This window comes from Sagittula stellata E-37, assembly GCF_039724765.1.
Taxonomy (GTDB): domain Bacteria; phylum Pseudomonadota; class Alphaproteobacteria; order Rhodobacterales; family Rhodobacteraceae; genus Sagittula; species Sagittula stellata.
In genome coordinates, this window is sequence record NZ_CP155729.1 from 2,837,394 (window position 1) to 2,864,030 (window position 26,637).

At 64.4% G+C, this 26,637-nt stretch carries 22 protein-coding genes and 1 pseudogene; 16 read left to right on the forward strand and 7 right to left on the reverse strand.

Going from position 1 to position 26,637, the window contains the following annotated elements; all coding sequences use genetic code 11:
- Positions 1 to 56 precede the first annotated feature (56 nt).
- The 11 genes and pseudogenes from ABFK29_RS13445 (at position 57) to ABFK29_RS13495 (ending at position 9,661) form a co-directional block, all read left to right on the forward strand.
- The gene (locus ABFK29_RS13445) at positions 57 to 572 is read left to right on the forward strand and encodes a DUF1697 domain-containing protein (protein ID WP_005855699.1); all 516 of its coding nucleotides are present in this window, start codon (positions 57 to 59) and stop codon (positions 570 to 572) included.
- Between the two features lie 26 nt (positions 573 to 598).
- Positions 599 to 1,045 carry a hypothetical protein gene (locus tag ABFK29_RS13450; protein ID WP_005855701.1) on the forward strand — a complete coding sequence of 149 codons (447 nt, stop codon included), beginning with the start codon at positions 599 to 601 and terminating at the stop codon, positions 1,043 to 1,045.
- A gap of 67 nt (positions 1,046 to 1,112) precedes the next feature.
- A complete protein-coding gene (locus tag ABFK29_RS13455; RefSeq protein ID WP_005855703.1) occupies positions 1,113 to 2,240 on the forward strand; it encodes a carboxylate-amine ligase in 1,128 nt (375 codons plus the stop codon).
- Between the two features lie 538 nt (positions 2,241 to 2,778).
- A complete protein-coding gene (locus ABFK29_RS13460) occupies positions 2,779 to 3,915 on the forward strand; it encodes a glycosyltransferase (RefSeq protein WP_005855705.1) in 1,137 nt (378 codons plus the stop codon).
- A gap of 280 nt (positions 3,916 to 4,195) precedes the next feature.
- Positions 4,196 to 4,453, forward strand: coding sequence for a GlsB/YeaQ/YmgE family stress response membrane protein (locus ABFK29_RS13465; protein ID WP_005855707.1), 258 nt, complete (start codon positions 4,196 to 4,198; stop codon positions 4,451 to 4,453).
- 87 nt (positions 4,454 to 4,540) lie between these two features.
- Entirely contained in the window at positions 4,541 to 5,578 is a 1,038-nt protein-coding gene (locus ABFK29_RS13470) for a sodium:calcium antiporter (RefSeq protein WP_005855709.1), read from the forward strand.
- 148 nt (positions 5,579 to 5,726) lie between these two features.
- Positions 5,727 to 6,866 carry an acyl-CoA dehydrogenase family protein gene (locus ABFK29_RS13475; protein WP_005855711.1) on the forward strand — a complete coding sequence of 380 codons (1,140 nt, stop codon included), beginning with the start codon at positions 5,727 to 5,729 and terminating at the stop codon, positions 6,864 to 6,866.
- 93 nt (positions 6,867 to 6,959) lie between these two features.
- Positions 6,960 to 7,922 (forward strand): annotated as a pseudogene (locus ABFK29_RS13480) (enoyl-CoA hydratase/isomerase family protein); the annotation flags it as partial.
- A gap of 78 nt (positions 7,923 to 8,000) precedes the next feature.
- Positions 8,001 to 8,873 (forward strand): 3-hydroxyisobutyrate dehydrogenase, encoded by an 873-nt coding sequence (mmsB, locus tag ABFK29_RS13485; protein WP_040604199.1) that lies wholly within the window; start codon positions 8,001 to 8,003, stop codon positions 8,871 to 8,873.
- A gap of 83 nt (positions 8,874 to 8,956) precedes the next feature.
- On the forward strand, positions 8,957 to 9,316 hold the full coding sequence (locus ABFK29_RS13490; protein ID WP_005855715.1) for a hypothetical protein: 360 nt from the start codon (positions 8,957 to 8,959) through the stop codon (positions 9,314 to 9,316).
- Positions 9,317 to 9,457: 141 nt separating this feature from the next.
- Positions 9,458 to 9,661, forward strand: coding sequence for a YgaP family membrane protein (locus ABFK29_RS13495; RefSeq protein WP_005855717.1), 204 nt, complete (start codon positions 9,458 to 9,460; stop codon positions 9,659 to 9,661).
- A gap of 46 nt (positions 9,662 to 9,707) precedes the next feature.
- Here ABFK29_RS13495 and ABFK29_RS13500 read toward each other — a convergent pair whose 3' ends face one another.
- The 7 genes from ABFK29_RS13500 to ABFK29_RS13530 form a co-directional block, all read right to left on the reverse strand.
- Positions 9,708 to 10,754: a patatin-like phospholipase family protein gene (locus ABFK29_RS13500; RefSeq protein ID WP_005855719.1), complete on the reverse strand. Its 1,047-nt coding sequence runs from the start codon at positions 10,752 to 10,754 to the stop codon at positions 9,708 to 9,710.
- Positions 10,755 to 10,831: 77 nt separating this feature from the next.
- On the reverse strand, positions 10,832 to 13,711 hold the full coding sequence (gene uvrA / locus ABFK29_RS13505) for an excinuclease ABC subunit UvrA (RefSeq protein ID WP_005855721.1): 2,880 nt from the start codon (positions 13,709 to 13,711) through the stop codon (positions 10,832 to 10,834).
- 440 nt (positions 13,712 to 14,151) lie between these two features.
- Entirely contained in the window at positions 14,152 to 15,240 is a 1,089-nt protein-coding gene (locus ABFK29_RS13510; protein WP_005855723.1) for an ABC transporter ATP-binding protein, read from the reverse strand.
- A 21-nt stretch (positions 15,241 to 15,261) separates the two neighbouring features.
- The gene (locus tag ABFK29_RS13515; protein ID WP_005855725.1) at positions 15,262 to 16,896 is read right to left on the reverse strand and encodes an alpha-amylase family glycosyl hydrolase; all 1,635 of its coding nucleotides are present in this window, start codon (positions 16,894 to 16,896) and stop codon (positions 15,262 to 15,264) included.
- A gap of 94 nt (positions 16,897 to 16,990) precedes the next feature.
- Positions 16,991 to 18,142: a carbohydrate ABC transporter permease gene (locus tag ABFK29_RS13520; protein ID WP_005855727.1), complete on the reverse strand. Its 1,152-nt coding sequence runs from the start codon at positions 18,140 to 18,142 to the stop codon at positions 16,991 to 16,993.
- 43 nt (positions 18,143 to 18,185) lie between these two features.
- On the reverse strand, positions 18,186 to 19,187 hold the full coding sequence (locus ABFK29_RS13525; RefSeq protein WP_005855729.1) for a carbohydrate ABC transporter permease: 1,002 nt from the start codon (positions 19,185 to 19,187) through the stop codon (positions 18,186 to 18,188).
- A gap of 92 nt (positions 19,188 to 19,279) precedes the next feature.
- On the reverse strand, positions 19,280 to 20,545 hold the full coding sequence (locus tag ABFK29_RS13530; protein ID WP_040604201.1) for an ABC transporter substrate-binding protein: 1,266 nt from the start codon (positions 20,543 to 20,545) through the stop codon (positions 19,280 to 19,282).
- A gap of 248 nt (positions 20,546 to 20,793) precedes the next feature.
- Between ABFK29_RS13530 and ABFK29_RS13535 the strand changes: the two genes are divergently transcribed.
- The 5 genes from ABFK29_RS13535 (at position 20,794) to eno (ending at position 26,498) form a co-directional block, all read left to right on the forward strand.
- Positions 20,794 to 21,834 carry a substrate-binding domain-containing protein gene (locus ABFK29_RS13535; protein ID WP_005855732.1) on the forward strand — a complete coding sequence of 347 codons (1,041 nt, stop codon included), beginning with the start codon at positions 20,794 to 20,796 and terminating at the stop codon, positions 21,832 to 21,834.
- Between the two features lie 9 nt (positions 21,835 to 21,843).
- Positions 21,844 to 23,166 carry a GH1 family beta-glucosidase gene (locus tag ABFK29_RS13540; RefSeq protein WP_005855734.1) on the forward strand — a complete coding sequence of 441 codons (1,323 nt, stop codon included), beginning with the start codon at positions 21,844 to 21,846 and terminating at the stop codon, positions 23,164 to 23,166.
- 11 nt (positions 23,167 to 23,177) lie between these two features.
- On the forward strand, positions 23,178 to 24,128 hold the full coding sequence (locus ABFK29_RS13545; RefSeq protein WP_005855735.1) for an ROK family protein: 951 nt from the start codon (positions 23,178 to 23,180) through the stop codon (positions 24,126 to 24,128).
- A 110-nt stretch (positions 24,129 to 24,238) separates the two neighbouring features.
- Positions 24,239 to 25,150 (forward strand): DMT family transporter, encoded by a 912-nt coding sequence (locus ABFK29_RS13550; protein WP_005855737.1) that lies wholly within the window; start codon positions 24,239 to 24,241, stop codon positions 25,148 to 25,150.
- A gap of 73 nt (positions 25,151 to 25,223) precedes the next feature.
- Complete coding sequence (gene eno / locus ABFK29_RS13555) at positions 25,224 to 26,498, forward strand: phosphopyruvate hydratase (protein WP_005855738.1); 1,275 nt, start codon at positions 25,224 to 25,226, stop codon at positions 26,496 to 26,498.
- Positions 26,499 to 26,637: the final 139 nt, after the last annotated feature.

Sequence of the window (26,637 nt, forward strand, 5' to 3'; positions counted from 1 at the left end):
GGGCTGCCCTCCGCACCAGGCGGGCAGCCCGGCAAACCGCAACGAGGGGACCAGCCATGCCAGCCTACGCCGCCTTCCTGCGCGCCGTGAACGTGGGCGGCACCGGCAAGCTCGCCATGGCCGACCTCAGGGCGATGACCGAAGCCACGGGCGCCGGGAACGTCCAGACCTACATCGCCTCCGGCAACGTGGCCTTCACGCACGACGCCGCTCCCGCGGACGTGCAGGCGGCGCTGGAAAAGGCCCTTGAGGACCACGTCGGCGCCCCCGTGGGCCTCGTCCTCCGCAGCCTCCCGCAGCTCGACGCGCTCACCGGCGGCAACCCCTTTCCCGACGCGCCCGGCAACAAGGTGATCTGCCTTCTGACCGATGCGCCGATCCCCGCCGCCCCCGATGACGAGGCCACGCATAAGACCTCCGAGGACATTAGACCCGGGCCCGGCGCGCTCTACATCCATTATCCAGAAGGACAAGGCCGCTCGCGGCTCAGGCTTCCGGCGATGGCGAACGGCACCGCCCGCAACCTGAACACGATCCGCAAGGTGCGCACCCTTCTGGCCGAAAGGAGCTGACATCGGACATCGACGGCATCGGAACAATGACTTTCGCCTACAGTATCCATGACGAACGCAACCTCGCCTATTTCAGGATGCCGGCCAACATCGGCGTGACCGGCTGCGCGGACATGCTACGGCGCTACGTCGAGGACCCGCGCTTCGACCCCGGTCGCAGGATGCTCACCGATGCCACCGAGGTGACGGAGATCGACGCCAGCTTCCTGGGGATCATCGTCGCCGTCGAACGGCTCGCGCCGCTCATAGGCAGGTTCTCGAAAAAGGCGGACAGCGTCCTGCTGGTGGCCTCCGGACACAGCTTCGGCATGGCCCGCATGATGCAGCAGGTGGTCGAACCGGTCAGCGCGCTGCGCTTCCACATCACGCACGACGTGGCAGAGGCGCTGCACCTCGCCGGCCAGACCGACACCGACCTGACCGCGCTGAACGCCGCCCACGACGCGGTGCACAGCCCCGCACCCAACCCGTAACGGGGCAACGTCCCGGAAGGACTTTTAACCGGCCAGGCGCCGCGGCTGAGAAACAACGGAGACTGGCATGGCCCAACCGGACTTCACCATCGGCATCGAAGAGGAATACCTGCTCGTCGACCGAGACACCTGCGCATTGGTCGAGGCGCCCGACGCGCTGATGGCCGCCCTCGCCCGTGATCTCGAAGACCAGGTCTCGCCCGAGTTCCTGCAATGCCAGGTGGAAATCGGCACGCGGCCCTGCGCCTCCGTCGACGCGGCCCGCGACGACCTGCGCAGACTGCGCGCCACGGTCTCGGAACACGCGGCCCGCCACGGCCTCTCGCCCATCGCCGCCTCCTGCCACCCGCTGGCTGACTGGAAAACGCAGACCCACACCGACAAGCAGCGCTACAACGAACTCGACCGCGACCTCGGCGGCGTGGTCCGCCGCATGCTGATATGCGGGATGCACGTGCACGTGGGCCTCGACGACGACACGTTGCGCGCCGACCTGATGCGGCAGGCCAGTTACTTCCTGCCCCACCTGCTGGCGCTCTCCACCTCCTCGCCGTTCTGGCAGGGCCAGGACACCGGCCTCGCCTCCTACCGGATCTCGGTCTTCGACAACCTGCCCCGCACCGGCCTGCCGCCGCAATTCCAGTCCTGGCAGGAATACGAGCGCTCCGTGCAGGTGCTGATCGACCTGGGCGTGATCGAGGACGGCTCGCGCATCTGGTGGGATCTGCGCCCTTCCGCCCGCTTCCCGACGCTGGAAACCCGGATCATGGACGTGCAGCCCCGGCTGGAACACACGCTGACGCTGGCGGCCATCGCGCAATGCCTGATGCGGATGCTTTGGCGCCTCCGGATAAGAAACCAGCGCTGGCGGATCTACGACCGCTTCCTGATGGAGGAAAATCGCTGGCGCGCGCAGCGCTACGGAACCACCGAGGGGTTGATCGATTTCGGCCGTGCCGAAATCGTGCCCTTCCCCGAACTGGTGGAGGAGCTGATCGACCTGCTCGAAGAGGACGCCGGCGTCCTGCACTGCACCGCTGCGCTCCACCGCGCCCGCGATATCGTCACCGGCGGCACCTCCGCCAGCCGCCAGCGCGCGGCCCTTGCCGCCGCAAAAGCCGCGGGCGCCGACCACGACGGCCAGATGCGCGCCGTGGTCTCGCACCTGATCGAGGAATTCCATGCCGACCTCTGACCGGGTTCAGGCGCCGCACACAAGGCCGCTGCCGCAAAGGAAACCCGTGGCCCGCAAAGTCGCCGCCGCCTTCCCCGACACACCGCCCCTTCATCTTGGCAAAAATACCTCGGGGAGCGCGAGGGGCCGGCCCCTCGCACCCGCCCCCAACACAAGCGCCGTCCCCGGAACCGGGTACCGCATCACCACGCGGCGACCTTCACGACATGACGCAACGTCACACCAAAGGTTAACGCCAAAACGCCCGTGGCCCCGCCGTTCACCCGCGCACACGGAGCAAAGGTTACCAACCGGCCGGGAATCGGCGGCGAACCGGCCGGTTTGCCTCTTAACGCCGCCATGCCAAAGATGAATCCGCGTTAATCCGTGGTGGTCCACGCCAGCCGCACCACAGCGGGTTGTAGCGCGCGGTGCCGCAACCCCACCGCACGCGCCGTAAATGCTTTCGGGCGCCGAAACCTCCATGAAGGGCGTGCGCTGCCCTTGCCCGCAAGCCCGCCAGAGGCTACCCCCGACACGCAACCACCCGGGATCGATCATGAAAGTCGCCATCGCCACCTCCGACTACTTCGTCCCTGGCGAGACCTTCATAAACCGCCACATCGAACACATGTTCGGCGGCAACACCTGTGTCATCTGCGGCCGTCACAACGGACAGGATCCCTATGGCAAGCCGCTCTTCGTGCGCCGCGCGAAACTCTCGCTGGCGGACAGGCTGACCGCGCCCGTCCATGCCGCATCGGGCGCCTTGCTGCACGGCACCTCCCGCCTGCCCTTCGGCGCCGGGCGCCGGGCGCTGGCGCGGTTCCTGAAGGACGAGCAAGTCGATGCGATCCTTTCGGAATTCGGCACGCAGGCGCTTGTTGTGGCGGGGCTCGGCAACGATCTGAACATCCCGGTCTTCACCTACTGGCGGGGCACCGATGCCTCCAAGATGCTGACCTCCGCGCAGCGCGTGCGATCCTACCGGTTGATGATGCCCCGCCTCGCGGGCATGTTCTCGGTCAGCCAGTTCCTGCTCGACAACCTCGCCAGACACGGTGTGTCCCATCCGAATGCCCATGTGGTGCCCTCGGGCGTCGACATCCGCCGTTTCACCCCCGGCCCCAAGACCCCCGGCAGCTTCCTCGCCGTGGGCCGCATGGTGGAAAAGAAGGCCCCGCAGGTCACGCTCCGCGCCTTTGCCGAAGGTGCACGCGGACGCGACGCGCACCTGACTTTCATCGGCGACGGCCCCTTGCTGGAAGACTGCAAGTCACTCGCGCAAAGCCTTGGGATTGCAGGGCAAACCACCTTCACCGGGGCACTGCCGCATGACGCGGTCCGCGAACGGCTACATACGACCGAAGTCTTCCTCCAGCATTCGGTGACGGCGAAGGACGGCAACACCGAAGGGCTGCCCACCGCCATTCAGGAAGCCCTCGCATCCGGCTGCATCACGCTGTCCACTCGCCACGCGGGCATCCCCGAAGCGGTGGAGCACGGCGTCAACGGCCTTCTGACCGACGAATGGGACGAGCAGGACTTCGCGCAGCGCATCGCCCAGATCCTCGACATGCCCGACCGTGGCGAGATGGCGCGCGCCGCCCGCGCCACGGCCGAAGCAAAGTTCGACAATGCCAAGGGGCTCGCCCGCGTCGAAGACGTGCTATCCCGCACCACGGCGCAAGCCTGAGCCACCGCCGGGCACACCCCTGCCAATGACCGACACACAAACGGCACAGGCCACATTGGCGCGCAAGGCCCAAGGTTCATTGGCCTGACCGCCATCACATGGACGCCACATCGAAGCGCCGCCTTCGCCCGTCACCGCCTCCCAGCACCTGAGGCGCGCCGGGTGCGGAGGCGGAAATCCGCACCGGAGCGGGAACAACTGGCCGGGTCCGCGTGTTTGTGTGTCAGAGGCCGGGATATCCCCGCGCCGTACTCCGCATCGTCCATCAAGGAGGACCCCCATGACCGGACTCGGTTGGTTTGCAGCCATCATCGTCGGCGGTATCGCTGGCTGGCTGGCAGAGAAGTTCATGAACTCGAACATGGGCATCATCATGAACATCGTTCTCGGCATCGTCGGCGCCATCGTGCTGAATGCCATTCTCGTCGCCATCGTCGGCGGCACGCTTGGCGGCTGGATCGGCCAGCTGATCATCGGTTTCATCGGCGCCTGCCTGCTGATCTGGATCGCACGGGCCGTGCGCGGGCGACACGCCTGACATTCCCCTGACCTGAGACACGCGGGCCGCCCCCAAAGGCGGCCCGGTTTTTTTGGCATGACCGGTCAAACCCCATAGAAAGACCTGATGCTCGAAGACGTTTCCCTGCCGCTGCTCCTGCTGATCTTTGCCATTGCGGCCGCCGCGGTCATTGCGGCTTCGATCCGGGCCACCCACCTTGCCGACATCATCGCCGACCGTACCCGCATGGGCGAAGCCCTGGCCGGGGGTCTGATCCTTGGCGGCGCCACGTCGCTGGCGGGGGTGGTCGTCTCGGTCTCTGCCGCGTCGTCTGGGGACGCCAGTTTCGCCGTGTCGAACGCCGTGGGCGGGATCGCGGCGCAAACGTTGTTCCTGGCCATCGCGGACCTGCTGTACAAGCGCGCCAACCTCGAACATGCCGCTGCTGAGCCGGCGAACCTGTTCCAGGCGGTGCTGCTGCTGATCCTTCTGTCCCTGCCCGTTGCCGCCATGGCCGGGCCGGACGTGTCGTTCTTTGCCGTGCACCCGGTGTCCGCCATCCTGTTCCTGACCTACCTCGCCGGCGTGCACCTGTCTGCACAGGTCAGCGAAAGACCGATGTGGAAGCCGGTCGAAACCCGCGACACCCGACACGACGAACCCGAGGAAGACAGCGACCCCGACAAATCCGTCCTGAAGCCCGCGCTGACCTTCGCCGCGCTGGTCGCGGTCATGGGCGTCGCGGGCTGGGTCATCTCGCAGGTCGGTGCCAGCTTCATCACACGCTTCGGACTGGCGTCATCGCTTGTCGGGGCACTGCTCACCGCGGTCGTCACCTCGCTCCCGGAATTCGTCACCACGCTGGTCGCCGTGCGCAAGGGCTCGCTTCAACTGGCGGTCGGCGGTATCATCGGCGGCAACACCTTCGATACGCTGTTTCTTGTCGCCGCCGACGTGGCGTATCGCGACGGCTCCATCTACCACGCGGTCAGCATGAACGACCTGTACTGGCTGGCGACGGGCATGCTGATGACCGCCGTGCTGCTGGCCGGGCTGATCCTGCGTCAGCGCAAAGGTCCCGCCCGCATCGGCATCGAAAGCGTCCTGATGATGGCGATCTACGCAAGTGCCGTGACGGTCGAGGTGTTCTCGGGCTCCTCCTGACACTGGCATTCCTGCAGGATGTTAGCGCCGAACACCATGGCGCAGGCCAAATTCCGCAAAACGAATTTGCGTGGCCACCACTTGCAATCGTCCGCCAGCTCGGGCTCAATCTGAACAAGCGTTCATTTCAGCCGGGAGGAGGCCGACAATGGATTTCGCGCTGACGGAAGAGCAAACCGCGATCTTCGACATGGCGTATGCGTTTGGGCAAGAGCACATCGCCCCGCACGCCCGGACATGGGAAAAGGACGGCACGATCCCCAAATCGCTCTGGCCGCAACTGGCGGACCTGGGATTTGGCGGACTGTATGTCAGCGAGGAGTCGGGCGGCGCGGGCTTGTCCCGGCTCGACGCCACGCTGGTGTTCGAAGCACTGTCGATGGCGTGCCCCTCCGTCGCGGCGTTCCTGTCGATCCACAACATGTGCGCCCGGATGATTGACAGCTACGCCTCTGACGACTTCAAGGCGCGCGTCCTGCCCAAGGCCCTGTCGATGGAGACGGTGTTGTCCTACTGCCTGACCGAACCCGGTTCCGGCTCCGACGCGGCGGCGCTGAAGACCCGCGCGCAGAAAACGAACGAAGGCTATGTCCTGAACGGGACCAAGGCGTTCATCTCGGGCGGCGGCTATTCCGATGCCTATGTCACCATGGTCCGCACCGGCGAGGACGGGCCCAAGGGCATCTCGACCGTCTACATCGAAGACGGCACCCCGGGCCTGTCCTTCGGTGCGGCAGAGGACAAGATGGGCTGGCGGTCGCAACCCACCGCGCAGGTCCAGTTTGACGATTGCACCATCCCGCACGACAACCTGATCGGCGAGGAAGGCAAGGGGTTCCGCTATGCCATGGCGGGTCTTGACGGCGGACGGCTGAACATCTCTGCCTGCTCGCTCGGTGCGGCGCAGACCGCGTTGACCCTGACGCTGCAATATATGTCCGAACGCAAGGCCTTCGGGCAGAGCATCGACCAGTTTCAGGCCCTGCAGTTTCGGCTCGCCGACATGGAGATCGAGTTGCAGGCCGCGCGCACCTTTCTGCGGCAGGCGGCATGGAAACTGGACACCGGAGCCCCGGACGCCACAAAGTTCTGCGCGATGGCCAAGAAGTTCGTGACCGAGGCCGGATCGCGCACCGTCGACCAGTGCCTGCAACTGCACGGCGGCTACGGCTATCTTGCCGACTACGGGATCGAGAAGCTGGTGCGCGACCTCCGCGTACACCAGATCCTCGAAGGCACGAACGAGATCATGCGCCTGATCACCGCCCGCCACATGCTGGCCGGCTGATATCGGTGTGCCCTGTCGCAGGGCATCGCACATACCGGGCGGACCTGGCCTGCGCGCCCGGTCCCGCCCTCAAATCAAGGACGGCCACACGTCATGTCTGACACCCACATCCGCACCGAAGGCCATGCCGGGCGTATCACTCTGACCCGACCCAAGGCGCTGAACGCCCTTTCCTACGCCATGTGCCTCGACGTCGAACGCGCGCTGGACCGCTGGCGCGAAGACGACAGTGTGCATCTGATCCTGCTCGACGCGGAAGGAGACAAGGCTTTCTGCGCGGGTGGCGACATCGCCGAGATGTACCGCAGCGGGATCGCCGGGGATTACGACTATGGCCGGAACTTCTGGCGCGACGAATACCGGCTGAACGCCAAGCTGGCGGAGTATCCGAAACCTGTCGTCTCCTTCCTGAACGGCTTTACCATGGGCGGTGGCGTGGGGCTTGGCGGGCACGTCTCGCACCGGATCGTGGGCGACCGCTCCAGGATCTCCATGCCGGAAACGGCGATCGGATTCGTCCCGGACGTGGGCGGCACCTTCCGGCTGGCGCAGGCCCCGGGACGTCTGGGCGAATACCTCGGTCTGACCGCCTATCGCATGAACGCGTCCGACGCGATCCATGCCGGTTTTGCCGACACCTACATCCCCGAAGACGCCTGGCCCGCCCTGAAGGAGAACCTGGTCCACACCGGCCTTGTCGCGCAGGTCGAGGCGGCGACGCAGCCCGTGCCCGACAGCCCGCTTGCCGCGCGGCAGGCGCAGATCGACGACCTCTTTGGTGGAGAAACCCTGCGAGACGTGCTGAACGCGCTCAGGAACGATCCGTCCGAGTTCGCTGCCGAGACGCTGAAAACGATGGAGCGCGTCTCTCCCCTGTCGATGGCGCTGACACTTGAGATGATCCACCGCCTGCGCGGTCCGTCCCTCACCATCCGCAAGGCGCTGGAACTGGAATACCGCGTCAGCTACCGGGTCATGGAGCACGGTGATTTCCTCGAAGGTATCCGCGCTGCGATCATCGACAAGGACAACACGCCCAACTGGCGGCACGCGCCGGACGGGGTGACCGCGTCGGACGTCTCGAAGATGCTGCGCCCGCTGGGACCTGACACACTCGATTTCAAGGAGAAAGCCATGCAGATCGCGTTTATCGGACTGGGCAACATGGGGGCGCCCATGGCGGCAAACCTCGCCAAGGCGGGCCACTCGGTCACCGGCTTCGACGTTGCGGGCACCACGGCCGATGGCGTGACCAATGCCACCTCCGCCCCCGAAGCGGTCAAGGGAGCCGAGGTGGTCATCACGATGCTGCCCAACGGCGACATCCTGCGCGGCGTCGCGACCGAGATCATCCCGCATATGGAGAAAGGTGCCGTGCTGCTCGACTGCTCGACCGTCGATGTGGACTCGGCGCGTGCCGTCGCGAGCCAGGCATCGTATGCGGGATTGATGGCGCTGGACGCACCGGTCTCCGGCGGGATTGGCGGGGCATCTGGCGGAACGCTGACCTTCATGGTCGGCGGTCCCGACGACGCCTTCGCCATCGCGAAACCGCTGTTCGACATCATGGGCCAGAAGGCGGTGCATTGCGGCGCCTCCGGCAACGGGCAAGCCGCCAAGATCTGCAACAACATGATCCTCGGCGTCACCATGATCGCCACGTGCGAGGCTTTCTCGCTGGCCGACAAGCTGGGCCTCTCACGCGAAGCGATGTTCGACGTCGTCTCCACGTCTTCGGGTTACTCGTGGTCGATGAACGCCTATTGCCCCGCACCGGGGGTCGGCCCGACCTCTCCCGCCGATAACGGCTACAATCCCGGGTTCGCAGCCGACCTGATGCTGAAGGACCTGCGCCTCAGCCAACAGGCGGCAGAGACGGCGGATGCCGATACGCCCTTGGGACAGGCCGCCACCGAACTTTACCGCACCTTCGTGGAGGACGAGGACGGCAAGGGACGAGACTTCTCGGCCATGCTGCCGCGGTTCGAAAAACGGCACCGTGGCTGATATCCGCCGATCGTCAGGATCAATGAAACGAAACGTCGAGGAAAGGACGTTGTCCCCTGTTCCCAGAAGACAGGAGAGCTTGAATGAAACGCATCCTCACCGCCGCCGCCGCCCTTGGCCTCGTGACCCTGACCGCGCCGCTGGCCGCCAGCGCCGATCAGGCCTGCCCGCCGGGCCTTGCCAAGAAAGACCCAAGCTGTGTTGCCCCCGGTCAGTCCAAGAAGACGCAGCAGGGCAACCGTCGTGAAGATGCCCAAGTGTACGACGAGGTCCGCCGTGGTGAGCCGATCCCCGACCGTTACGTCCTGCTCAGGAACCCCGCCTCCTACGGGCTCGACCCGAACCGGACGTATTACCGTCTGGGCAACGAGGTCGTCCGCGTCGATCCCGACACCCGCGCGGTGCTGTCGATCATCGGTGCGGTTGCTGCGCTCTCAAACTGACGCGCTGAGGTGCTGTCCTTTTGGGGACGGCACCTACACGCTTTTCGGTTGCCCGCCTTCGACGGTTGATCCACGTCATTTCCCCGACGGGCCCGGCGATCTAAGACTTATCCCAGATCAATCTTTTGGAGGAAGTCTTCGATGTTCGCGAAAAACATGGGTCAAACAGACAGGATCGTCCGCGCCGTTCTGGGCGTCGTCCTTCTGTTGCTTGCCTTCGCCGCGCTGAGCGGGGTGTGGGCTTGGGTCGCCGGGATCGTCGGCGTTGTGATGTTGGCCACCTCGGCCATGGGGTCCTGCCCGCCCTACAGCCTGCTCGGCATCAACACCTGCAAGACCAAGTAAAGTCCGGTTTGACGGGGCAAGGTGGCGGCGCCCTGCCCCGTGCGCTTCAGTACAGGCCGGTCCTGACCCGTTCATAGACCGGTTCCGGCGCGCCGTCGTTCGCGCCTCCGGGGTCTTTGTCCGGCGCTATGCTGGGCGGCAGGCTGGACGTGTCGCCTCCACCCGTCACGGAGCCCGACGTCGTGAACATCCGCGCGGTATCCGGCGCCACACCGGCCACCTCCATGATCCGGTCGCGCGCATCCTCGGCGATGCGTCGGCCCTCGGCTATCGCCACATCGGCGCGGTAAAGCTCCAGAAGTCCCATGGCGTTCAACAGATCCGCCTGCAACAGGACATCCGGCGGGTCCGAGGCTTCGCGTGCTTTTCGCATGAACTCCATCATGATCTCGATGGAGATCGCGACCACTTCCGTGTAACCGGGCACCGCTTCCTTCTTAGTGTGTGGCAGCAGGCCGCCGATGGTGCCCGGAAGCTGCGCGCCAAGCTTGTCCCACAGGCCCGATACCGGTTTGGGTTCCCACATCTTGCCGTGACGCGCATCGGGATGAACCGCGATGGTGCAGGTCGCGCCAAGCGCACGCGTCGCAGAGGCGGGAACGGGGTTGATCAAACCGCCATCCAGCAGCCAGTGGCCATCCAGTTCCGTCGGCGAGAAAACTCCCGGGATCGACGCAGACGCTCTAACAGCCCGCGCTAGGTTCCCCTTGCGCAGCCAGATCTCGCGCCCGGTGCTCATGTCCGTCGCAACGGCAAGGAAAGGGCGCGGCAGGTCCTCGATGTTCTCCGGAAGCTCCAGCTCTTCGATCAGGCGGGTGACGGCCTTGCCTTCGATCACGCCGCCGCGGTCCAGCCGGAAGTCGAGGAACTTCAGGAACTTGCCCTGCGTCAGACTGCGTGCCCAATCCTCAAGCGCGTCGAGCTTGCCACCCGCCCAGGCCGCGCCGACCACCGCACCCATGGAGCACCCGGCCACCACCTGCGGTTCGACGCCCATGTCCTCAAGCGCGCGCAGCACGCCGATGTGACACCATCCGCGTGCGCCGCCCGCCCCCAACGCCAGCCCGAGAACCGTCATCGTCGCCTCCGTCATGCCCGCGCCTCATGCAGCGCATCGTTCGGCCATACCACGTAGGGCGGAAATTCGTTCCGGCACGGTTTGCAGTGCGGCTATTCGGCGGCGACTTTCCGGGCTTCCAGCATCGGTTTCAGGTAACGCCCTGTATGGCTGCGCTCCACCTCGGCGACCGTTTCGGGTGTGCCCACGGCCACGATCTCCCCACCGCCGTCACCGCCTTCCGGGCCGATGTCGATCAGCCAGTCGGCTGTCTTGATGACGTCGAGGTTGTGCTCGATCACCACGACCGAGTTCCCCTGATCCACCAGTTCGTGCAGCACCTCCAGGAGCTTGCGCACGTCTTCGAAATGCAGGCCGGTCGTAGGTTCGTCGAGGATATAAAGCGTGCGGCCCGTGGACCGTTTGGCCAGTTCCTTGGACAGCTTCACACGCTGTGCTTCGCCGCCCGAAAGAGTCGTCGCCTGCTGCCCAACCTTGATATAGCCGAGGCCCACGCGCATCAACGCATCCATCTTGTCGCGGATCGACGGCACGGCCTTGAAGAACACCTGCGCGTCTTCGACCGTCATATCAAGAACGTCGGCTATGCTCTTGCCCTTGAACAGGATTTCCAGTGTTTCGCGGTTGTAGCGCTTGCCCTTGCAGGTCTCGCAGGTGACGTAGACGTCGGGCAGGAAGTGCATCTCGATCTTGATCACACCGTCGCCCTGACATGCCTCGCACCGCCCGCCCTTCACGTTGAACGAAAACCGCCCGGGTTTGTAACCACGTGCCTTGGCCTCCGGCAGCCCGGCAAACCAGTCGCGGATCGGCGTGAAAGCCCCGGTATAAGTCGCGGGGTTCGAACGCGGCGTGCGTCCGATGGGCCGCTGGTCGATGTCGATAACCTTGTCGAGGTGTTCCAGCCCCTTGATTGTCTCGCAGGGCGCGGGCGTCTGGCGCGCGCCGTTCAGCGCCATGGAGGCAGACTTGAACAGCGTTTCGATGGTCAGTGTCGACTTGCCGCCGCCAGAGACACCGGTGACGCACACGAACTTGCCGAGCGGAAACTCGGCAGTGACGTCCTTGAGGTTGTTGCCCGTTGCCTTCACGACCTTCAGCTTCTTCTTGTTGCCTTTCCGGCGTTCAGTCGGGACGGCAATCTCGCGCGCGCCGGACAGGTACTGGCCCGTCAGACTGGCGGGGTCGTTCTGCACTTCTTCGGGCGTGCCCTTGGCCACCACCTGCCCGCCGTGCACGCCGGCACCGGGGCCGATGTCGAAAACGTAGTCCGCCTCTCGGATCGCCTCTTCGTCGTGCTCCACCACGATCACAGTGTTGCCCTGGTCCCGCAGGTTCTTGAGCGTGTCGAGCAGGCGGGAGTTGTCGCGCTGGTGCAAGCCGATGGACGGCTCGTCGAGGACGTAGAGCACGCCCGTCAGACCGCTGCCGATCTGGCTGGCCAGACGGATCCGCTGGCTTTCGCCGCCCGACAGGGTCCCGGCATTGCGGCTGAGCGTGAGGTATTCGAGGCCCACATTGTTCAGGAAACCAAGACGCTCGCAAATCTCCTTCAGGATGGCGCCGGCGATTTCGTTCTTCTGCTGCGTCAGGTTCTCCGGCACCGTCCCGCACCAGTCAAAGGCCTGACGGATTGACATCTGCACCACCTGACCGACGTGCAGCAGGTGCGCCTTGTCGTCCGACGGCCCGATCTTCACGGCCAGCGCCTCTTCCCGCAGACGGTAGCCGCCGCAGGCGCCGCACGGACGGTTGTTCTGATACCGTTCGAACTCTTCGCGGACCCAGCTTGAATCGGTCTCGCGGTAGCGTCGTTCCATGTTGGGAATGACGCCTTCGAAGGTGCGGGTGACGTTGTAGATCCGACCGCCTTCGTCGTACCGGAACGCGATCTCCTCGTCGCCCGAACCGTGGAGGAATACCTGCTGCACATGCGCCGGAAGGTCCTTCCAGCGGGCGTTCTTGTCGAACTCGTAGTGCTTGGCGATGGCGTCGATGGTCTGCAGGAAGTACGGCGACTTGCCCTTGCGCCAGGGGGCCAGCGCCCCGTCCTTGATCTTCAGCGTCTGGTCCGGGACCACCAGCCGTTCATCGAAGAAAAGCTCCACGCCAAGACCGTCGCACTCCGGACAAGCGCCGAAAGGGGCGTTGAACGAGAACAGGCGCGGCTCGATCTCGGGGATGGTGAAACCGCTGACCGGGCAGGCGAAGTTCTCGCTGAACGTGATGCGCTCCGAGTCCCCTTCCTTCGGCGCGGTCTCAAGGATCGCGATGCCGTCGGCGAGGTCCAGCGCCGTGCGGAAGCTGTCGGCAAGCCGGGTCTGCATCCCGTCGCGGACCACCACGCGGTCCACCACCACGTCGATGTCGTGACGGAACTTCTTGTCGAGCGTCGGCGGTTCGTCCAGCTCATAGAAGGTGCCGTCCACCTTTACACGCTGGAAACCCTGCTTGCGCAGTTCGAGGAACTCCTTGCGGTATTCCCCCTTCCTGTCGCGCACGATGGGCGCCAGAAGATAGGCGCGCGTTCCCTCTTCCATGCCCATGACGCGGTCGACCATGTCCTGCACCTGCTGCGCCTCGATGGGCAGTCCGGTGGCGGGCGAATAGGGTGTGCCAACGCGCGCAAACAGCAGACGGAGGTAGTCGTAGATCTCGGTCACCGTACCGACGGTGGAGCGCGGGTTTTTCGACGTGGTCTTCTGCTCGATGGAAATGGCCGGCGATAAACCGCTGATGTGGTCGACGTCGGGCTTTTCCATCATGTCGAGGAACTGCCGCGCATAGGCCGAGAGCGACTCGACATAGCGCCTCTGACCTTCGGCATAGATGGTGTCGAAGGCGAGCGATGACTTGCCCGATCCACTCAGGCCGGTGATGACAACCAGCTGATCCCGCGGAATATCCACGTCGATCGATTTGAGGTTGTGCTCGCGCGCGCCACGCACCTCGATCTGCTTCAGCTCAGGCATGGGGACTCCCCGGGTCGATTAACGTTTTAGACATAGTTGAAACATGTGCCCGGGCCAATCGGAAAATGAGAACATTAGCCGAACATCAACAATCCGCCGGGATTCTGACTGCACGCAAGAGTTCGTGACCACAGGCGCATGGGGTTCGCCGAAAATAAATGCAGTCCTTTAACGCGGCACGGCCCGGCCCGGGCAAACGGCGGTCGCCTCGTGATCGCCCTGTTACGGCGGAACGTATTCTGCTCGGGCCGGCAAACGCGGAGGTCCAAGCTTGCCTCCACGGCGATGAATTCAGGCCGTTGTCATTTTTCCGGCCACATCCGGTGGGTGACTTCTCTGGCTGCAAGAAGGAAGCCCGCGTCCGTCTGTCGGGCGCGGGCGTAGATCCGGTATCCCGGGATCATGCGGTGCGCGGCGCTTCCGAACCGCGCTACCGGATCTTAGCGATACAACAGCGACACGCCGTCCGCGAAAAGGTGGACCTTTTCCGGCACCGCCGTCAGCGGCACGGTCTGGCCCCGCATACCGGTGTGAATACCCGGCAACTTCGCGATGACCGGATCCTCGCCCTTCTCCGCCACGAAGTACAGCAGAGTGACCTCGCCGAGGGCTTCGGTGATCGCCACCTCGCCCGAAAAGACGGCCTCTCCCGTGGTCTGGGTGAAGTCCTCCGGCCGGATACCGACCTTGACCTTCAACCCCATGTCGGCGTCCTTCGTCGGCACGTTCGACACAGCGGTTCCGCCGCCTGCAAGGCGCACGGTGGTTTGCGCGCCTGTGGCGATCACTTCGCCCGGCAACAGGTTCATCGAAGGGGAGCCGATGAACTGCGCCACGAACTCGCCGTTGGGCCGTTCGTAAAGCTCAAGCGGCGTGCCGACCTGCGCGATGCCCTTGTTGGCCAACACAACGATGCGCGAGGCGAGTGTCATCGCCTCCACCTGGTCGTGGGTCACGTAGATCATCGTGCGGTCAGGCATCGATTCCTTGAGCTGGGCGATCTCGATCCGGGTGGCGACCCGCAGCGCGGCATCGAGGTTCGACAGGGGTTCGTCAAACAGGAAGACCTTGGGATCGCGCACGATGGAGCGCCCGATGGCCACCCGCTGTCGCTGCCCGCCCGACAGCGCCTTGGGCAGGCGGTCGAGATAGGGCTCCAGCTGCAACATCTTCGCGGCGCGGTTCACAGCCTCGTCGATCTCGGCCGGGGTCTTCTTCGCCAGCTTCAGCGCGAAGGCCATGTTGTCGCGCACCGTCATGTGCGGATAAAGCGCGTAGGACTGGAACACCATGGCGATACCACGCTGCGCGGGCGGAACGTCGTTGACCACCTGCCCGTCGATTTCCAGCGTTCCGCCGGTGATCTTCTCCAGCCCCGCGATCATTCTGAGCAGCGTCGACTTCCCGCAGCCCGAAGGCCCGACGAACACGATCAGCTCGCCGGCCTCGATATCGAGATTGATATCGTTCAGCACGTTGACCGTGCCGCCATACGTCTTTTCGACGTCCCTGAGTTTCAGTCCGGCCATGCCCCTCCCCCTTCTATCGCGTCAGTGCGTATTGCGCAGTGCAAGCGCAGGTTGCCACGGACCAAGATGCAGTTTGCCGTCCGGTCCCGGTGCGGCGCTGCCCAGTTCCTGCCCGATCTGGAACCAGGTGCCTTCCGGCATGTCGATGTTCGCCGGTTCGCCCGACAGGTTGATCGCCACGAAAATCTCTTCGTCGTCGCTCTTGCGGAAGAAGTGCACGACCGTCCCGGTGTGATCCATGCCGTAGTGTTCGCCCTTCTTCAGCGCCACGTGGCTGTGACGGAAGGCGATGGCCCTGCGATAGTGGTGCAGAAGCGCGCCCGGATCGTCCTCCTGCGCGGACACGGCGGCACGGATGTGTTCGAAGCTGACCGGCAACCACGGATGCGAGTCGGAGAACCCGCCGTTCACCGCCTGCGCGTCCCAGACCATCGGCGTGCGGCACCCATCGCGGCCCTTGAACTCTGGCCACATCGCGATGCCGTAGGGGTCCTGCAAGTCTTCGTAGGCCACGTCTGCTTCGTGCAGGCCCAATTCTTCGCCCTGGTAGATGCAGACCGACCCCCGCAGGCACATCTGCAAGGTCGTCAGCGCACGCAAGGCCGCCGGCGGCAGATTCCAGCGCGAGGCATGGCGCACCACGTCGTGGTTGGAATAGGCCCAGCAGGGCCAGCCGCCATTCGCGCGCTCGTCCACGTCGTTCATCACCTGCACGACACGCTCGGCCGAGGGGTAGGTGTTCGACAGGAATTCGAAGGAATAGCACATGTGCACGCGCTTGGTGCCGCGCGTGTATTCGCCCATGATCTCCAGCCCGCGCTGCGCGTCGCCGACCTCACCCACGGCGGTCTTGCCTTCGTATTCGTCCAGCAGGGCGCGGAACCGTTCGAGGAAGGCGATGTTCTCGGGACGGTTTTTCGAATAGATATGCTCCTGGTGATTGTAGGGGTTCACCTTCGGCGCGATGGAATCGTCGCGGCGTTCCGGCGGCAGGGGCGGGTTGGAGCGCAGCTCCTGATCGTGGACGTAGAAGTTGATCGTATCGAGGCGGAACCCGTCCACCCCCCGGTCGAGCCAGAACCGCACAACCTCCAGCAAGGCGTCCTGCACTTCGGGGCAGTGGAAGTTGAGGTCCGGCTGCGAGGTCAGGAAGTTGTGCAGGTAGTACTGTTCTCGTGTGGTGTCCCACTGCCAGGCCGAGCCGCCGAAAATCGACAGCCAGTTGTTCGGCGGTGTGCCATCGGGTTGCGGATCGGACCAAACGTACCAGTCGGATTTCGCATTGGTGCGCGACGACCGGCTTTCGACGAACCACGGGTGCAGGTCCGAGGTGTGCGAAAGCACCAGATCGATCATCACCTTGATGCCGTGCAGATGTGCCGTCTCGACCATCGTGTCGAAATCCGAGAGCGAGCCGAACATCGGATCGACGTCGCAGTAATCGCTGACGTCGTAGCCGAAGTCCTTCATCGGAGAGGTGAAGAACGGCGAGATCCAGATCGCGTCCACGCCAAGGCTCGCGACGTGCCAGAGGCGCGCCGTGATGCCGTTGAGGTCGCCGATCCCGTCGCCGTTGGAATCCTGGTAGCTGCGCGGATAGATCTGATAGATCACTCCGCCGCGCCACCAGTCCTTGTCGATGCTCGAGTCTGTCATTTTTTTTCCCTTGTAGGCCCGGACGAGGTCCGGGACCCTTTCTTGGCCGGCCCGGAGCCGGGGCCCCGGTCCATGTCCCGGGGCGGTTTTCAATTCACTTCACGGAGCCCGCCAGAAGGCCGCGCACCAGGTATCGCTGCATGGCGAAGAACACGACCAGCGGTACGGCGATGCTGACGAAGGCCGCGGTGGCGAGGATTTCCCAGTTGCCGCCACGGGTTCCCAGCAGCTCGACGATCTGGTTGGTCATCACAGTGGTCTGGCCCGTGGCGTCGATCAGGAAGACCTTTGCCACCAGCAGGTCGTTCCATGTCCAGAGGAACTGGAAGATCGCAAAGCTTGCCAGTGCCGGGTAGCTCAGCGGCAGGATGATCTTGGTGAAGATCTGGAAATCCGTCGCCCCGTCGACGCGCGCATTCTCGATGATGTCGCGCGGCAGCCCAGCCATGTAGTTTCTGAGCAGGTAGATGGCGAGTGGCAGGCCGAAGGCCGTGTGCGCCAGCCATGTGCCCAGGTAGCCCTTCCCGATCCCGATTTGCAGGTGCAGCTTCAACAGCGGGATCAGCGCCAGTTGCAGCGGCACGACCAGCAGCCCCACCACGAAGGCGATCAGCAGCGCGCGGCCCGGGAAATCCATCCATGCCAGCGCGTAGGCCGCAAAGGCCGCCACCACGATCGGGATGATCGTCGCCGGGATCGTGACCGTCAGCGTGTTGAAGAAGGCTTTGGCCATGCTGTCGGTCGCGTTGCCGGAGGTCAGCACCTGGCGGTAATTGTCGAGTGTGAATTCCGGCGGAACGAGCGCGGTGACGAACAGTCGCTCGCCCCGGCGGCCTTCCATCGCAACCCCGCTTTCGACGCGGTAGTCGCCGTTCTTCGCCAGCGTGATGCGCATCTCGTCATCCTCAACCGTGTCCCCCGGCTCATAGGCGGCCACATCGCGCGAGGACGTACCCCAGGCCGAAATGCCCAGCCGGTCACGCCCCTCTTCATCGAAGAGATTGCCCGAAATGACGTAGAGGTCGCCCTCCTGCACCTGGTCTTCAGGCGCCTTGGTGCGAAGCACGAGGTTCTGCTCCGCGGCGAAGGGCGCCTTCCACCAGCCGGTGGTCGCGATCTGGTCCGCCGTCCGGAAGGACGAGACGAACAGCCCCACCGTCGGAAAGAGCCAGAGCGCCACGATCACCACGACCGAGATGTTCACCGCCCATGTCAGCGACGACTTGTGTCCTGCGATATTGTCCATAACGAGCCCCCGCCCCCTTATCCCTGCACGACCGACCGGCCGGTCATCGCATTTCCCGACGCGCCTGCACCACGTTCCACACGAGGATCGGCGTCACGAGGACCATGATGATGATGGCCGATGCGGAGCCGACGCCCCAGTCGTTGGCCCTGAACAGCTTGTCGAACATGTAGTTGGCCAGGACCTGTGTACCCCACTGGCCGTTGGTCATGGCAAAGACGATGTCAAAGATCTTGAGCACCACCAGGGTGATCGTCGTCCAGACGACCATGATCGTCGGATAGATCTGCGGCACCTTGATCTTGAAGAAGATCTGGAAGGGACCGGCGCCGTCGACGATGGCGGCTTCGACGGTCTCTTCTGGGATGCCACGCAGGGCGGCCGACAGGATCACCATGGCAAAGCCGGTCTGGATCCAGATCAGCACCACCATCAGGAAGAAGTTGTTCCACAGCGGGATCGTCAGCCACTGCTGCGGCTCTCCGCCGGTGAAGAACACGTAAATGGCGTTCAGCACGCCGATCTGCTCGGTGCCCGGCGGGCGGGCGTCGTAGACCAGTTTCCAGATAACCGACGCGCCGACAAAGGAGATCGCCATGGGCATGAAGATCAGCGACTTCGCAACGTTGCCCCAGCGCAGCCGGTCGGTCAGTTGCGCCACGATCAGCCCGAAAGCGGTCGACAAGGCGGGCACCACGACCAGCCAGAGCATATTGTTGCGCATCGCCTCCCAGAACTTCGCCTCGGAGAACATCTGAGAGTAGTTGTCGAAACCCGCCCATGCGCCCCCCATGCGCCGGTCGGTCAGCGAAAGGCGCAGCGTCTCCAGAACCGGATAGGCCAAGTAGAGCGTCAGCGCGAAGAGCGCCGGGAACAGGAAAAGCCACGGCCGTATCATGCTGGCGCGGTTGATGTTGCGCCCCGCGTTGGGGCCTTTCGCCGGAAACAGAACCTTGTCCAGGATCTGGTTCGAGGCCCAGAAATAGGCGAGGCAGGCACCCACCCCGATCACGATCGTCAAGAGACCCTGTAGCGCCGGATGCATCGGCCCTTCTCCCCCGCTGTATGAAACCCCGCCCCGGAAACGGCCCCACGCAAGGGGACCGCATCTGTCCGGAGCGGACTATGGTAAGGCGCTTACTTCAGCGCGTCCCAGCTTTCCTGGATCTCGGTCGCGACCGCTTCGGCGGACTCGCCGCCCGCGTAATCCACCATGCCGGTCCAGAACGAACCCGCGCCGACTCCGCCCGGCATCAGGTCGGAGCCGTCGAAGCGGAAAGTCGTGGCCCCCAGCAGGATCTCGTTCATCTTGCGCAGCGTCGGATCGGAGAACGCCTCGGGATCGACACCTTTGTGCGGGGTCAGGAAGCCCTTGAGGCCCATCCAGATCTCGTGCGCCTCGGGCGTTTCGAGCCACGCGATCAGGTCATGTGCGGCCTGGTTCTCGTTGGTGATGGCCCAGAGTGTGCCCGCCCCCAGAACCGGCGTGCCAAGGTCCTTTTCAGCATAGGCCGGGAAGTAGAAGAAGTCTGCGTCGAGGCCGACCTCGGTGCCTTCCGGGAAGAAGGCCGGGATGAAGGATGCCTGATGGTGCAAGTAGCACTGCGGCGGCGAGGCAAACAGGCCCTTGGGACTGTCGCGGAAGTCGGTGGACGCCACCGCGCCCCTGCCCCCGGCCACGCGATCATCCTCGATGAACCAACCGAATTCCTCGATAGCGCCGACCACCTTCGGGTCGTTGAACTTCAGGTCGTTGCTGACCCATGCGTCGTAGTCCTCGGGGGACTGCGTGCGCAGCATCATGTCCTCGACCCAGTCGGTCGCCGGCCAGCCGGTTGCGCCGCCGGATCCCAGTCCGATGCACCACGGCGTCTCGCCGTCCTCGACCATCTGATCGGTCAGGGCCTTCAGCTCTTCGAGCGTCTCGGGAACCTCGTAGCCCGCGTCCTCGAAGTTCTCCGGCACATACCAGACCAGCGACTTCACATCGACCTTGTAGAAGAAACCGTAGAGGTGATCCTCGCCGTCAGGTCCCGCATAGGTCCCGAGATCGACCCAGGACTGCCCCGCCGCGTAGTTCTCTGCCACCCAGTCGGCGACGTCCTGACCCAGCGGCGTGAGGAACCCCCGCGACGCCATGTCGGCGGCAAGGCCCGGCTGCGGGAACACCGATACGTTCGGCGCGGAGCCCGCTTCGGCGTCGACGAGGATCTGCTGCTCGAAGCTGTCGGAGCCGACGTAGGACACGTTATGGCCCGACTGTTCGGCGAAGGCATCCAGCACGGTCTCGACCATTTCCTGGTCCGGACCCAGCCACGGACCGAAGACCGTCAGATCCTCTGCATGCGCCGCCCCGGCACCCAGCGTGCACAGGGCAACACCGGCATAAAGCGAAGTTTTCATGAATTCGTCCTCCCAGTATCCCGCCCCAAGGCGGGTGAAACCCAGCTCAACGACGCTTGCTGTGGTGGAGTCATCCAAAGCGCTTTGAGCGAGGTCAGCCTTCCTTAATGAATAGCGTGTGTCAACCGTGCTTCCAACAATTTAATGAAATAGACCGCTGCAATGCAGCATTAAGCGCCGCATTGCATCATGCCGTGTTAGCGAACATACTCTTGACAAAGCCAAAGCGCTTTGGATCACATGGCACGATGAATCTAAAAGAACTCGCGGAACATCTCCACCTTTCCCAGACGACCGTCAGCCGTGCGCTGAACGGCTATCCGGAGGTGAGCGAGAAGACGAGAGAGCGGGTCAAGCAGGCCGCGCGCGACATGAATTACAGCCCGAACACGCGGGCCAAGGGGCTGGCCACGGGGCGCGCACACGCCATCGGGCACATCCTTCCGATCTCGGCCAGCCACGAGATGGTGAACCCCATTTTCGGCGATTTCATCGCAGGCGCCGGCAACGCCTATTCCCGCGCCGGCTACGAGATCGTCATCTCGCTCGTCTCCGACCTGGAGGAGGAAAAGGCCTATCGGTCCATCGACGCGCGCGGGATCGTGGACGGCATCATCGTGCACGGCCCGAAGATGTCCGACCCGCGAATCGCCCTCCTTTCTGAACTGGGGATGCCGTTCCTCGTGCATGGACGCGCCTCAGAGGTGACAGAACCCTACTCGTGGCTCGACATCAACAACGCTGGCGCCTTTCAGCGCGCGACGGAATTTCTGCTGGATCTCGGGCACCAGCGGATCGCCCTCATCAACGGGCTGGAGTTCATGGATTTCGCCTATCGCCGCCGAATCGGGTACGAAACGGCCCTGACCGACCGCGGCATGGCACCCGACCCGACCCTCATGCGGGCCGAGGAGATGACCGAGGTCTACGGCTTCCGTACCGCCGCCGAGATGCTGGCCGACGCCCGTCCGCCGACCGCCTTTATCGTGTCGTCCATGATCACCGCCATCGGCGTCCGCCGCGCGATCCACGAGGCTGGGCTGGAGATGGGGCGCGACATCTCGGTCATCACGCACGACGACGACCTCGGATACCTGAAGAACGGGCATTCCGTCCCGATCTTTACGGCCACACGCTCCTCCGTCCGGGAGGCCGGCGAACGTGCCGCAGAGATGCTGCTAGATCAAATCCGCAATCCCGGCGGCCAACCCCTGACACACCTCATGGAGGCGGAGCTGATCATCGGCACCTCCACCGGCCCGGCCCGCAAGGTCCCCCAACCGACATAAGGTTTTCCCATGCGCCACAAGCGATCCGATTTCCCCGAAGGTTTCCTCTTCGGCACCGCAACCTCCGCCTACCAGATCGAGGGCCATGCCTTCGGCGGTGCGGGCCGAAACCACTGGGACGACTTCGCGGCGACACCCGGCAACGTGGTCCGCGCCGAAAACGGCGACCGGGCCTGCGACCACTATCACCGCTTTGCCGAGGACCTCGACCTTGTGAAGGCTGCCGGGTTGGACGCCTATCGTTTCTCCATCAGTTGGGCGCGGGTCCTGCCAGAGGGTACGGGGACGCCCAACGCGGAAGGACTGGACTACTACGACCGGCTGACCGACGCGATGCTGGAACGCGGTCTGAAGCCCTGTGCCACGCTCTATCACTGGGAACTGCCCTCCGCGCTGGCCGACAAGGGCGGTTGGCGCAACCGGGACATCGCGGCCTGGTTCGGAGAGTTTACCGAGATCGCGATGAAACGGTTGGGCGACCGAATGTTCTCTGTCGCGCCGATAAACGAGCCGTGGTGCGTGGCGTGGTTGTCGCACTTCATGGGCGGGCACGCCCCCGGTCTGCGCGATGTGCGCGCCGCCGCCCGCGCGATGCATCACGTCCTGCTCGCCCATGGCACCGCCATCCAGACGATGCGGGGCCTTGGCATGTCGAACCTCGGCGGCGTCTTCAACCTCGAATGGGCCACGCCTGCGGACGGCACACCCGAGGCCCAAGCGGCCGCCGCGCGGTACGACGCGATCTACAACCGCTGGTTTCTGGGCGGCGTGTTCAAAGGCGCCTACCCGCAGGCCGCGCTCGACGGGCTGGAGCCGCATCTGCCCGCGGGCTGGCAGGACGATTTCCCGACGATCCAGGAACCGCTCGACTGGTGTGGCCTGAACTACTACACGCGCAAGCTGATCGCGCCGGACGCCACCCCCTTCCCCTCGCTTAAAGAGGTCGAAGGCCCGCTGCCGAAGACCTTCATGGACTGGGAAATCTATCCGCAGGGGCTGGAGGATTTTCTCACGCGCACCGCCCGCGAGTACACCGGCGACCTGCCGCTTTATGTCACCGAGAACGGCATGGCGTCACCGGACGTGCTGGTCGATGGCGCCGTGCAGGATCCGTCGCGAACCGCCTTCCTCGAAGACCATCTCGACGCGGTTCAACGGGCGATTGCCGCTGGTGTGCCGGTATCGGGTTATTTCATATGGTCGCTGCTCGACAACTACGAGTGGGCGCTGGGGTATGAAAAGCGGTTCGGGTTGGTGCACGTCGACTTCGGAACGCTTGAAAGAACGGCAAAGTCCTCATACCACGAATTGAAGTCCGCGCTGCAAAGCTGAAGGGATCAGCCATGATCACTCCCGTTTCCGTCACCGTCGATATCGGCGGCACGAACACGCGCGTCGCGCTGTGTGACGATGGCGAGGTGCTGACCGACACCATCCAACGCTATCGCAACGCCGAACACCCCGGCCTTGAGCCGATCCTCGACGCATACCTCTCCGCCCATCCGCTCGTCGGCGCGATCTGCGTAGACATGGCCGGACCGGTGAAGGACGGCGTGGGCACACTCACCAATCTCGACTGGACCATCGACGCGCGCGCGCTGTCGGCCCGCACTGGTGGCGCTCGCGTGGTGGTGTTGAACGACCTGCAGGCGCAGGGGCACTCCGTCCCCCATCTCGATGCAGACAGCCTCCTGACGCTGATGCCGGGTCAGCCCGCGCCCAGCGATGTGCGGCTGGTGGTCAACGTCGGGACCGGGCTGAACGCCGTCCCGGTGCACACTTCCGGCACGCTGACGCTGGTCCCTGCGGCAGAGGCCGGGCACATCGCGCTTCAAGCGCGCGATACGGAGGAGCTGCGGCTGGTCGACTGGATGAACGCGCGCATTCCGTCCTCCGGCATGGAAGAGATCCTGTCAGGCCGCGGGCTAGAGAACCTCGACGAGTTCATCGGGGACGGCGCTAACCGTCGCGAAGCCGCAACGGTGATGGAGGCCTACGCGGCAGGCGAAGACCGCGCCCGCAAGGCGGCAAAGCTATTCGTGCGCTACCTCGGACGGTATGCGGGCGACCTTGCCCTGACCACCCTGCCCTTTGGCGGCGTCTTCCTTGTGGGCGGTGTCACTCGCCACCTCGGGCCCCACCTGATGGAGCTGGGCTTTGCGGAGGCGTTTCGTGACAAGGGCCGCTTCGCTGCCTTCATGGAGCAGTTCCCCGTGCACCTCGTGACGGACGACTACGCGGCGCTGCGGGGTTGCGCGGCCCACCTGCACGAGCTGCAGACCGCCACGAACTGAACTGTTGGCAGGCAGCGTATGCCCTCGCGGCGGTCGTTGCCTGACATGCGCAGAAATGTGCGCTCGGCACATATCTTGCCGAATCCTGCAATTGGGATCACAAGACCGGCATGACCCTGCGCGCCATTCTCCTGATGATCCTGTCCATGGCCCTGCTGTCCGGGTCCGACGCCTTTTACAAGCTTTCCACCCAGCGCGCTCCCATCGGCGAGGTGATGACGCTTGTCTCGATCGGCGGCACCGCGTTCTTCATCGCGTTGGCCCTGGCAATGCGTGTGAAGATCCTGACGAAGGACGCGCTGCATCCTATGATCCTGCTCCGCAACGGGTTCGAGATCATCGGCGCCATCGGGCTTGTCAACGGGATCGCCCATGTCTCTCTTCCGGTCTTCGCGGCGATCATGCAGACCGGCCCGTTGGTGGTCACAATCGGTGCCGCGATCTTCCTGAAGGAAGAGATCGGGCCGCGCCGTTGGTTCGCTGTCGCCATCGGCATCTTCGGCATGCTGCTGGTGATCCGCCCATGGTCCGCCAGCTTCACCGGGTACGAGCTGTTTGCCGTGATGGGCATTGCGGGCCTTTCGGGTCGCGACCTCGTCACCCGTTTGTCGCCGCCCCACATCCCGGCGCTGGCGATTTCCACATGGGGGTTCGCCGTGACCATCCCTGCCGGCATCCTTCTTTGGAGCTTTGCGGAACGGTCGTCGGACTATTCCGCACTGACCTTGTGGTTCATTCTGGGGACCATTTTCGTCACCACGCTGGGCTATCTTGCCATCACGACGGCGATGCGCATGGCACCGGCCTCCATCGTCGCCCCATTCCGCTACACGCGCCTGCTGTTCACCCCGGCGCTCGGCATTCTGATCTTTGGCGACCGTCCCGATATGATGACATACGTCGGCGCCGGGATCATCTTCGCCGCGGGACTGTATACCTTCCTCCGGGAACGTGCGCTGGCCCGTACAGTCGCACCCGCAGCGCAGGCGTTAGCGCAACCCTCGCGCCGGAAGGCGTGTTAGCGATAACGCCACCGTTTACTTTCACTCGCGGCCTGATAAACCTCCGGACAGACGCCCAGCTCCGGAGACAGCCATGAGCACCATCATCGACATCCACGCCCGCGAAATCCTCGACAGCCGCGGCAACCCGACCGTCGAGGTCGACGTCCTCCTCGAAGACGGCACCATGGGCCGGGCCGCCGTGCCCTCCGGCGCATCGACCGGCGTGCACGAAGCCGTCGAAAAGCGCGACGGCGACAAGTCGCGCTACATGGGCAAGGGCGTCCGGGATGCCGTGGCAAGTGTTAACGGCGAGATTGCCGAGAACATCGTCGGCTTCGACGCGACCGAACAGGTGGCCATCGACCTCACGATGATCGAACTCGACGGCACCGACAACAAGGGCCGCCTGGGCGCCAACGCGATCCTCGGCGTGTCGCTGGCCTGTGCCAAGGCCGCAGCCGACTTTGCCGGCCAGCCGCTGTTCCGCTACGTGGGCGGCACATCCGCCCGCACCCTGCCTGTCCCGATGATGAACATCATCAACGGCGGCGAACACGCGGACAACCCGATCGACATTCAGGAGTTCATGATCATGCCGGTCGCGGCGGAGAACATCGCCGAGGCGGTGCGCATGGGCTCCGAGGTCTTCCACACCCTGAAGAAGGAGCTTTCGGCAGCGGGCATGTCGACCGGTCTGGGCGACGAAGGCGGGTTCGCACCGGAACTGAAGGGAACGCGCGACGCGCTCGACTTCATCCTGAAGTCCATCGAGAAGGCAGGCTACAAGCCTGGCGAAGACATCTACCTCGCGCTCGACGCCGCCTCGACCGAGTACTTCAAGGACGGCAAGTACGAGATGAAGGGCGAAGGCCTGTCGCTGTCGCCAGAAGACAACGTGAAGTACCTTGAGGCGCTGGTGAACGACTACCCGATCATCTCGATCGAGGACGGTTGCGCCGAGGACGACTGGGATGGCTGGAAGATGCTGACGGACGTTCTGGGCAACCGTTGTCAGCTTGTGGGCGACGACCTGTTCGTCACCAACCCCAAGCGCCTTTCGATGGGCATCGAGAAGGGCTGCGCCAACTCCATGCTGGTGAAGGTCAACCAGATCGGTACTCTGACCGAAACGCTCCAGGCGGTCGAGATGGCGCACCGCGCGCGCATGACCAACGTCATGTCGCACCGCTCCGGCGAAACCGAGGATGCCACCATCGCCGACCTTGCCGTCGCCACGAACTGCGGCCAGATCAAGACCGGCAGCCTGGCGCGGTCCGACCGGCTGGCGAAATACAACCAGCTCATCCGGATCGAGGAAATGCTGGAAGACACCGCGATTTACGCCGGTCGCTCCATCCTGAGATGACACCAGCGGGCTGGCGCAACTGACACGTGCCAGCCCTATACGGATGAGACCACGCCTCCGGGCAATACGGCCCCGACGTCCATAGAGCGATCGTGTCCATCCCCCTATCATCGAACCCGATTTCCGGCCGCCGCCGGTG

Coding starts and splice junctions, on each gene's coding strand:
- ABFK29_RS13465 (WP_005855707.1), top strand. CDS start 4,196: ATGACCGGACTCGGTTGGTTTGCAGCCATCATCGTCGGCGGTATCGCT.
- ABFK29_RS13450 (WP_005855701.1), top strand. CDS start 599: ATGACTTTCGCCTACAGTATCCATGACGAACGCAACCTCGCCTATTTC.
- mmsB (WP_040604199.1), top strand. CDS start 8,001: ATGCAGATCGCGTTTATCGGACTGGGCAACATGGGGGCGCCCATGGCG.
- ABFK29_RS13545 (WP_005855735.1), top strand. CDS start 23,178: ATGATCACTCCCGTTTCCGTCACCGTCGATATCGGCGGCACGAACACG.
- ABFK29_RS13540 (WP_005855734.1), top strand. CDS start 21,844: ATGCGCCACAAGCGATCCGATTTCCCCGAAGGTTTCCTCTTCGGCACC.
- ABFK29_RS13460 (WP_005855705.1), top strand. CDS start 2,779: ATGAAAGTCGCCATCGCCACCTCCGACTACTTCGTCCCTGGCGAGACC.
- ABFK29_RS13535 (WP_005855732.1), top strand. CDS start 20,794: ATGAATCTAAAAGAACTCGCGGAACATCTCCACCTTTCCCAGACGACC.
- ABFK29_RS13510 (WP_005855723.1), bottom strand. CDS start 15,240: ATGGCCGGACTGAAACTCAGGGACGTCGAAAAGACGTATGGCGGCACG.
- uvrA (WP_005855721.1), bottom strand. CDS start 13,711: ATGCCTGAGCTGAAGCAGATCGAGGTGCGTGGCGCGCGCGAGCACAAC.
- ABFK29_RS13520 (WP_005855727.1), bottom strand. CDS start 18,142: ATGGACAATATCGCAGGACACAAGTCGTCGCTGACATGGGCGGTGAAC.
- ABFK29_RS13550 (WP_005855737.1), top strand. CDS start 24,239: ATGACCCTGCGCGCCATTCTCCTGATGATCCTGTCCATGGCCCTGCTG.
- eno (WP_005855738.1), top strand. CDS start 25,224: ATGAGCACCATCATCGACATCCACGCCCGCGAAATCCTCGACAGCCGC.
- ABFK29_RS13475 (WP_005855711.1), top strand. CDS start 5,727: ATGGATTTCGCGCTGACGGAAGAGCAAACCGCGATCTTCGACATGGCG.
- ABFK29_RS13455 (WP_005855703.1), top strand. CDS start 1,113: ATGGCCCAACCGGACTTCACCATCGGCATCGAAGAGGAATACCTGCTC.
- ABFK29_RS13515 (WP_005855725.1), bottom strand. CDS start 16,896: ATGACAGACTCGAGCATCGACAAGGACTGGTGGCGCGGCGGAGTGATC.
- ABFK29_RS13530 (WP_040604201.1), bottom strand. CDS start 20,545: ATGAAAACTTCGCTTTATGCCGGTGTTGCCCTGTGCACGCTGGGTGCC.
- ABFK29_RS13470 (WP_005855709.1), top strand. CDS start 4,541: ATGCTCGAAGACGTTTCCCTGCCGCTGCTCCTGCTGATCTTTGCCATT.
- ABFK29_RS13495 (WP_005855717.1), top strand. CDS start 9,458: ATGTTCGCGAAAAACATGGGTCAAACAGACAGGATCGTCCGCGCCGTT.
- ABFK29_RS13525 (WP_005855729.1), bottom strand. CDS start 19,187: ATGCATCCGGCGCTACAGGGTCTCTTGACGATCGTGATCGGGGTGGGT.
- ABFK29_RS13445 (WP_005855699.1), top strand. CDS start 57: ATGCCAGCCTACGCCGCCTTCCTGCGCGCCGTGAACGTGGGCGGCACC.
- ABFK29_RS13500 (WP_005855719.1), bottom strand. CDS start 10,754: ATGACGGAGGCGACGATGACGGTTCTCGGGCTGGCGTTGGGGGCGGGC.
- ABFK29_RS13490 (WP_005855715.1), top strand. CDS start 8,957: ATGAAACGCATCCTCACCGCCGCCGCCGCCCTTGGCCTCGTGACCCTG.